This is a genomic window from Arthrobacter sp. GCM10027362, assembly GCF_042679445.1.
In the GTDB taxonomy this organism is placed as follows: domain Bacteria; phylum Actinomycetota; class Actinomycetes; order Actinomycetales; family Micrococcaceae; genus Crystallibacter.
In genome coordinates this window covers 1-7,345 of sequence record NZ_JBHTML010000187.1, presented here as the reverse complement: position 1 = coordinate 7,345, position 7,345 = coordinate 1, and the positions used below count along the sequence as shown (strand labels likewise).

The following is a 7,345-nucleotide window of genomic DNA, read 5'->3' as shown; positions in this document are numbered from 1 at the left end:
GGCGCCGCCACGGCCGAGGTGCTGCGGCGCGACGGTGCCCACGTTGTCGTCGTCGACGTCCCGGCGGCCGGGGAGCGGCTGGCCGCCGTCGCCAACCGAATCGGCGCCACCGCGCTGCAGCTGGACATCACGCATCCGGAGGCCGGGACGCGCATCCTCGAGCACGCAGCCGGCCGCCACGGACGCCTGGACATCGTGGTGCACAATGCGGGCATTACCCGGGACAAGCTGCTGGCCAATATGGACGCGGACCGGTGGAACGCCGTGCTGGAGGTGAACCTCGCCGCGCAGCTGCGGATGAACCGGGCCTTCCTGGCCTCGGAGCTGCTTGGTCCGGTGCCGCGGATCGTATGCCTGGCCTCCACCAGCGGCATTGCCGGCAACCGCGGCCAGGCCAACTATGCCGCCTCCAAGGCGGGAGTGATCGGCATGGTGCGTGCCCTGGCGCCGGCACTGGCCGAACGCGGCGGAACCATCAACGCGGTCGCGCCCGGACTCATCGAAACCGAGATGACCGCGCGTATGCCGGCGGTCACGCGCGAGGTGGCCCGGCGCCTGCTGCCCTCGCTGCAGCAGGGCGGACTGCCGGTGGATGTGGCCGAAGCGGTGGCCTTCCTGGCCAGCGACGCCGCGGCCGGCATTAACGGGCAGACCTTGCGGGTCTGCGGCCAGAGCCTGGTGGGGGCATGAGCACCCGCGAAGACGATGCCGCGCCGGCGGGCCGGCTGGAGGAGGTCCGGCTGGACGAGTTGCCCTCCGTCTCCAAACTCCTGGTCCACGCCGCCACCACCGCGGCCAGGGAATCTCTCTCCGGCGCTTCCCGCCCGCAGCAGCTGCCCCCTGTACGGCACACCGCGGCGGACGTCCGGGTGGACCTGGACCGCCTGACCCGGTTCCAGCATCTGGTGGGCGGCACGGTGCGGGACACGCTGCCGTCGGTCTTCCTGCATACCGTGGCCTTCCCGGTGGCGATGAGCCTGCTCACGCGCCCGGACTTCCCGCTGCCGCTGCCCGGACTGGTCCACCTGGCCAACAGCGTCCGCCAGCAGCGCGCCGTCCACTTCGCCGAGCCGTTGACGGTGTCGGCCTGGGTGGAGAACCTGCGCGGACACCATGCCGGAACCCGGCTGGACGTGCGCACGGAGGTGCTCGCCGCGGGGGAGCCGGCCTGGCAGGGGACGTCCGAATACCTGGCCAAGGGGGTGTTCCGGCCGGGGCTGGACACCGCGGTGCGGCCGCCGCGGGAGGACTTCGCGCCGCCGGCGCCCACCGCGCGCTGGCGGCTGGGCGCGGAGGCAGGCCGCGAATATGCAGTGGTCTCGGGGGACTTCAACCCGATCCACCTCAGCGCACTTTCCGCCCGGCTGCTGGGCATGAAACGGTCCATGGCCCACGGCATGTACCTGGCCTCCCGGGTCCTGGCGGACATCGAGGCCGTGGCGGGGGACCGGCACGCCTGGGATATCCGGTTCGCCGCGCCCGTGTACCTGCCGGCCGCCGTCGCCCTGCGGATTGAGGACGAGTGCGTGGAGGACAGGTGGGTCGCCTCCCGCTTCACCGCCTGGGGCGAGCACAGCCGGCGCCTGTATTTCGCCGGCGGCGTGCGGGCGCTGTGACGGCGCAGGGTCCGGAATCGGGCACTGCCGACCGGCCGGTGGTCGTGTTCCTCCACGGGGGCGGGGTGGCGGGCTGGATGTGGCAGCGGCAGGTGGAGTACTTCGGTGCCACGCACCAGGTGGTGGTGCCGGACCTGCCCGGGCATGGCCGGTCCGGTGCGGCCGGCTTTACGACCATCGCAGCTGCCGCGGACCGGATGGCAGGACTAATCCGGGACCTGGGGCCGGCACGGAGGGTGGGCGTGGTCGGATTTTCGCTGGGCGCGCAGATTGCCGTCGACCTGGCCTCCCGCCACCAGGGGATTGTGGACAGCGCCGTCCTGGTGAGCGCCCTGGTCCTGCCCCTGCCCGCCGCCCGGCTGGCAGGTCCGTTGCTCAGGTCCGCCGCTCCGCTGCGGAACCGCAGGTGGTTCGCCCGGCTCCAGGCAAGGAGCATGTTTATCCCTCCCGGCATGTTTGGGGACTACGTACGGTCATCGGGGCAGGTGAGCGCGCATTCCCTGGGCAACATCCTGCGGGAAAACGCCGCCTACCGGATCCCAGCGGGCTGGCGCACCAGCACCGCACGCACGCTCATCCTGGCCGGGCGGCAGGAGCGCCGCGTCATGCGCCGCTCCGCCGCGGCGCTGCACGCCGGGCTTCCGGGCAGCGAACTGCGTGTCCTGCCCGGGTGCGGGCACGGGATCCCGCTGCAGGAACCGGACGCATTCAACGCCATCACGGCGGAATGGATCTGTGCCCGATAGCGGATGTGCCGCACCCTTCGCAGGCCTGCGGCAAAAAAGTGAGGCGGCCGGGGCGGGCCCTCGGCGGCTAGGCTGGGGTCATGACTGCACAGAGTACACGCGGTACACGTGCTGACCTGCTCGCCCGTGCCCGAGGGCTGGATGCCCGGGATCCGCTGGCCGGCTACCGGGGGCTGTTCGTCGGTGCGAGCGATCCGCGGGTGCCCGCGTACCTGGACGGCAATTCGCTCGGCCGGCCGTTGCAGGCCTCGGTGGAGCGGGTCCGGGAGCTCATGGTCCACGACTGGGGCGGCCGGCTGATCCGCGGCTGGGACGAAGGCTGGCTGCAGCTGCCCGAACGGCTGGGGGACGAGCTGGGCCTGGTGGCCCTGGGCGCCGGGGCCGGCCAGTGCATCGTCGCCGACTCCACCACCGTCCTGCTGTACAAGCTGGCACGGGCCGCCCTGGCGGCCAGGCCCGGCCGGCGCCGCGTGGTGGTGGACCGGAACAACTTTCCCACCGACCGCTATGTGCTCGAGGGCATCGCCGCCGAATGCGGGCTGGAGCTGGACTGGCTCGAGGTGCCGTACGACGGCGGGGCGGAGCCTGAGTCCGTCCGGGAAGTGGCCGGTCCGGACACCGCGCTGGTGGTGCTCAGCCACGTGGCGTACCGCTCCGGGCACCTGGCGGACATGCAGGCGGTCACCGACGTGGTCCACGCCGCCGGCGCCCTGGTGCTGTGGGACCTGTGCCACTCGGTCGGCGTCGTGCCGGTGGAGCTGGACGCCTGGGGCGTGGACTTCGCCGTCGGCTGCAGCTACAAGTACCTCAACGGCGGTCCGGGCGCCCCGGCCTGGGCCTATGTGCGCACCGGGCACCAGCAGCTCACCCAGCCGATCCAAGGCTGGATCGGCAGCCGGGACCCGTTCGGCATGGAGCAGGGCTACCGGCCGGCGGACGGCATCCGCCGGTTCGCCAGCGGCACCCCGCCCATTATCGGCATGTCCGCCATGCAGGACATGGTCGAACTCATCGCCAGGGCCGGCATCCACGCCATCCGCGACAAGTCGGTCGCCCTGACCAGCTATGCGCTGGAGGCCGTGGACGGGCTGCTGGCCGGCACCGGCGCCGTCGTCGCCTCCCCGCGCGAAGCCGCCCGGCGCGGCGGCCACGTGACGATCGACCACCCCGGCGCACGGATGGCGACGGCCCGGCTCTGGGAGCAGGGAGTTATCCCGGACTACCGGAATCCGGACGGCATCCGGCTGGGCCTGTCCCCGCTCTCCACCAGCTTCGAGGAGGTTTTCCGGGGCGTGGCAGCGATTGCCGCGGAGCTGACCCGGGACGCAGAAGGGTCGTGACAGTCCGGCCCGCCGCTGTTAGGTTGAAGTGGCGGCGGCGCGGTGGGCCGGGTGTTTCACGGTGCCGCCGGAACAGGCAGGATGAAAAGGGATCCGGCATGCTCTCCGGTTTGCCGGTGCTGGCGTCAGGAGGAAACCATGGCTACCTGTGATATGTGCGGCAACGAGTACGACAAGACCTTTACCGTCACCCGCAGCGGCGAGACCCGCACCTTTGACAGCTTCGAATGCGCGATCCATATGATGGCACCTGCCTGCTCGCACTGTGGCTGCAGGATCCTCGGCCACGGGGTGGAAGGCGGGGAGGGTATCTACTGCTGCGCCAACTGCGCCAGGGAGGCGGGCTACCACGAACTCGTCGACCGGGCCAAGGAGGCACCGGCCAAGGAGGCGCCGGCCAGTGAGGCGCCGGCGGGTTAGGCGATGCGCCGGCCGGCGCGGAAGTGGTCGACGGCGTGCTGGTAGCTGTGCACCGTGAGCGCGGCGGTCTGTTCCCAGCCAAAGGCGGCGGCGTGGATGGCGGCATTGCCCCCGAGCCGCCGGCGGAACTGCGGATACTCGTACAGTTCCGCCAGCGCCGCTGCCCAGTCATGCGGACCATGGCCGTCCACCAGCAGGCCGGTCGCCCCGTGGCTGACCGCCGAGGGCAGTCCCCCCACGTTCGTGGCCACCACGGGCGTGCCGCAGGCTTGCGCCTCCAACGCCACCAGTCCGAAGGATTCGCTGTAGGACGGCACGGCCACGACGTCCGCGCTGCGGAACCAGGCGGCCAGCTCTGCGGCGGGCACCGGCGGCAGGAGCCGGACAAGCCCGGCCAGGCTGTGCCGGCGGACCAGCGGGGCCAGATCAAGCCGGGTGGCGCCGCTGGGCTCGCCGATGATGGAGATCCGCAGCTTGATGCGCGGATGGGCCTGGCGCAGCAGCTCGGCCGCCGCGAGCAGCACCTGCGGGCCCTTGAGGACCTGGATCCGGCCGGCAAAGAGGATATGGAACTCTTCCTCCGCGATGCCTGCCGTCCGGCGGGCGGCGCTCCGGCCCCCGGGATGGAAGGTCTTCAGGTCCACCCCGGGCGGGACGACGTCGATCTTGCCGGGCGCGGCGCCGTACAGGTCGGAGAGCTCGGTTGCCTCGGCCAGGGTGTTCGCGACGAGCCGGGCGGCCCCGGCCGCCAACTGCTGCTCGCCTTGGATCCGGACCCGGGGTTCCGGCGCTTCGCCGGGCAGCAGGTGCAGGTTCTTCACCTTGGCCATGGTGTGCATCGAATGGACCAGCGGGACACCCCAGTCCTGCTGGAGAGCCAGGCCCACCGTCCCGGAGAGCCAGTAGTGCGAGTGGATAACGTCGTAGAGGCTGCCGTCGGCCGCCACGAAGCTGCGCAGCTGGCGGTCCAGTTCGGGCAGGCGCGAGGGCAGGTCCTCCTTGGCCACCTCGTCCGCCGCTGCACCCGGCAGGTGGATCAGGCGTGCGCCCGGACGCGGGTATTCCACCTGTTCCTGGCCGGCGGAGGTCATCCGGGTAAAGACATCCACTTCGGCTCCCATGCCCACAAGCTCGCGGGAGAGGGACCTGACGTAGACGTTCATGCCGCCGGCGTCCCCGCCGCCCGGGACGGCGAGCGGGGAGGTGTGGAGCGACAGGACCGCAATGCGGCGCAGTTGGCGCATGAATTCGTTCCTCCGGCTGCCTGATGGCACTACGTTGCAGCAACCACTTTAGCCGCTGGGGGACCGCGCCGTGTCCGGCCGGCGGGCGCCGGGCCTCGACAGGCCCCGCGGGCGATGCTAGACAGGGACAGATGGCTGTCATTGGTTTTTACGCATGGTGCGGGCCGCCGGGCCCGGCGGCGCACCCGGGCCCGGACCGCGACCGCGGCGGCCGCGGATGAGCCGCGGCGTTGGGCGGCAGATGCACCAGACGGACCCGAACTGGTGGCGCCAGGCGGTGGTCTACCAGATCTACCCGCGCAGTTTCGCCGACGCCGACGGAGACGGGCTGGGAGACATCCGGGGAATCCGGTCCAAGATTGCCTATCTGGCCTCCCTGGGGATCGACGCCGTCTGGCTCAGTCCCTTCTACCCGTCGGCCCTGGCGGACGGCGGGTACGACGTGGACGACTACCGGGACGTCGACCCGCGGCTGGGCAGCCTGGCCGAGGTCGACGAGCTCATCCGGGCGCTGCACGATGCCGGACTCAAGGTGATCGTGGACATCGTCCCCAACCACTCCTCGAACCGGCACCGCTGGTTCCGCGAGGCGCTCGCCGCCGGCCCGGGGAGCACGGCCCGGAACAGGTACATCTTCCGCGACGGCCTGGGCCCGGACGGCAACCGGCCGCCGTCGGACTGGGTGTCCCACTTCGGCGGCAGCGCCTGGACCCGGATCACCGAGCCGTCCGGCGAGCCGGGCCAGTGGTACCTGCATCTGTTCGCCCGGGAGCAGCCGGACTGGAACTGGGACAATCCCGAAGTGCGCGAGGATTTCCTGAGCACGCTGCGGTTCTGGTCGGACCGGGGAGTCGACGGGTTCCGGGTCGACGTGGCGCACGCGCTGGCGAAGGACATGTCCGAACCGCTGCGCAGCAGGCCGACGGCGGCCAGCGGGACCACGCCGCTGGACGGTAAGGACCCGCTGTACGACCGGGACGAGGTCCACGGGATCTATGCCGAGTGGCGCAAGGTCTTCAACGAGTACGACCCGCCGCGCACCGCGGTGGCGGAGGCCTGGGTGCCGGCCGCGCGCCGCCATGCCTATGCCAGCCCCGAGGGCCTCGGCCAGGCGTTCAACTTCGACCTGCTGCGGGCGGACTGGGACCCGGACCAGTTTCGGACCATCATCACCGACAACCTGGCCCAGGCCGGGACTTCCGGGGCCTCGTCGACGTGGGTGTTGTCCAATCACGACGTCGTCCGGCATGCCACCCGCTACGGCCTGCCACCGGGCACCGATTATGCCCGGTGGCTGATGGGCGAGGGCCGGGAGCCTGCCGAGGACCAGGTGCTGGGTCTGCGCCGGGCCCGTGCCGCGACGCTGCTCATGCTGGCGCTGCCCGGGTCCGCGTACCTGTACCAGGGCGAGGAACTGGGGCTGTTCGAAGTCCCCGACCTGCCGGCCGCCGTGCTGCAGGATCCGATCTGGGAACGGACCGGCCGCAGGCGCAAGGGCCGCGACGGCTGCCGGGTGCCGCTGCCATGGACGGTCGACGGGCCGTCCTTCGGTTTTGGGCCGGACGGGGCGCACCTGCCGCAGCCGGACTGGTTCGGGGCCTGCAGCGTCGAAGCACAGGACGGGAACGAAGGCTCCACCCTGAGCTTCTACCGGCGTGCGCTGGCGCTGCGCCGGGAGCTGCAGACCTATGAGGAGCTTCGGTGGTGCGACGGCGGTACGGGGCAGGTGCTGCACTTCGCCCGCCCCGGCGGCTGGCACACGGTGGCCAATTTCGGCGCCCGGCCGGCGCCCGTTCCGGACGGCGAATTCCTGGTCGGCAGCGCCCCGCTGCATGACGGCCTGCTGCCGCCGGACACCACCGTCTGGCTGCGGGTTCGCCCGCGCGCCTGATTCACTTCACCTCATCGTGAAGCGCCGGGCGAGGGCGTGTCCGGCTCCCGGCAGGCCCAGCGCCGCGCGGATCAGGGCGGTGCGGACG

General features: G+C 71.7%; 7 protein-coding genes. 6 read left to right on the top strand and 1 reads right to left on the bottom strand.

Features of this window, described 5'->3' with window-relative positions; all coding sequences use genetic code 11:
- The 5 genes from ACFQ36_RS18910 to ACFQ36_RS18890 all read left to right on the top strand — a co-directional run.
- On the top strand, positions 1-690 hold a 690-nt coding region (locus tag ACFQ36_RS18910), incomplete at its 5' end, for an SDR family oxidoreductase (RefSeq protein WP_377016428.1).
- On the top strand, positions 687-1,616 hold the full coding sequence (locus tag ACFQ36_RS18905; protein WP_377016426.1) for a MaoC family dehydratase: 930 nt from the start codon (positions 687-689) through the stop codon (positions 1,614-1,616). The genes ACFQ36_RS18910 and ACFQ36_RS18905, both read left to right, overlap by 4 nt.
- Positions 1,613-2,362, top strand: coding sequence for an alpha/beta fold hydrolase (locus tag ACFQ36_RS18900; protein WP_377016423.1), 750 nt, complete (start codon positions 1,613-1,615; stop codon positions 2,360-2,362). The genes ACFQ36_RS18905 and ACFQ36_RS18900 overlap by 4 nt, the downstream gene beginning before the upstream one ends.
- Before the next feature lie 80 nt (positions 2,363-2,442).
- A complete protein-coding gene (locus tag ACFQ36_RS18895; protein WP_377016421.1) occupies positions 2,443-3,702 on the top strand; it encodes a kynureninase in 1,260 nt (419 codons plus the stop codon).
- Between the two features lie 138 nt (positions 3,703-3,840).
- Positions 3,841-4,122, top strand: coding sequence for a hypothetical protein (locus ACFQ36_RS18890; protein ID WP_377016419.1), 282 nt, complete (start codon positions 3,841-3,843; stop codon positions 4,120-4,122).
- On the opposite strand, the gene mshA is transcribed toward ACFQ36_RS18890, so the two are convergent.
- The gene (gene mshA, locus ACFQ36_RS18885; protein WP_377016417.1) at positions 4,119-5,366 is read right to left on the bottom strand and encodes a D-inositol-3-phosphate glycosyltransferase; all 1,248 of its coding nucleotides are present in this window, start codon (positions 5,364-5,366) and stop codon (positions 4,119-4,121) included. The two genes, ACFQ36_RS18890 and mshA, sit on opposite strands and share 4 nt — an antisense overlap.
- 217 nt (positions 5,367-5,583) lie before the next feature.
- Here mshA and ACFQ36_RS18880 point away from each other — a divergent pair, with 217 nt between their 5' ends.
- Positions 5,584-7,257, top strand: coding sequence for a glycoside hydrolase family 13 protein (locus ACFQ36_RS18880; RefSeq protein ID WP_377016415.1), 1,674 nt, complete (start codon positions 5,584-5,586; stop codon positions 7,255-7,257).
- Positions 7,258-7,345 lie beyond the last annotated feature (88 nt).

Coding starts and splice junctions, on each gene's coding strand:
- ACFQ36_RS18905 (WP_377016426.1), top strand. CDS start 687: ATGAGCACCCGCGAAGACGATGCCGCGCCGGCGGGCCGGCTGGAGGAG.
- ACFQ36_RS18895 (WP_377016421.1), top strand. CDS start 2,443: ATGACTGCACAGAGTACACGCGGTACACGTGCTGACCTGCTCGCCCGT.
- ACFQ36_RS18890 (WP_377016419.1), top strand. CDS start 3,841: ATGGCTACCTGTGATATGTGCGGCAACGAGTACGACAAGACCTTTACC.
- mshA (WP_377016417.1), bottom strand. CDS start 5,366: ATGCGCCAACTGCGCCGCATTGCGGTCCTGTCGCTCCACACCTCCCCG.
- ACFQ36_RS18880 (WP_377016415.1), top strand. CDS start 5,584: ATGAGCCGCGGCGTTGGGCGGCAGATGCACCAGACGGACCCGAACTGG.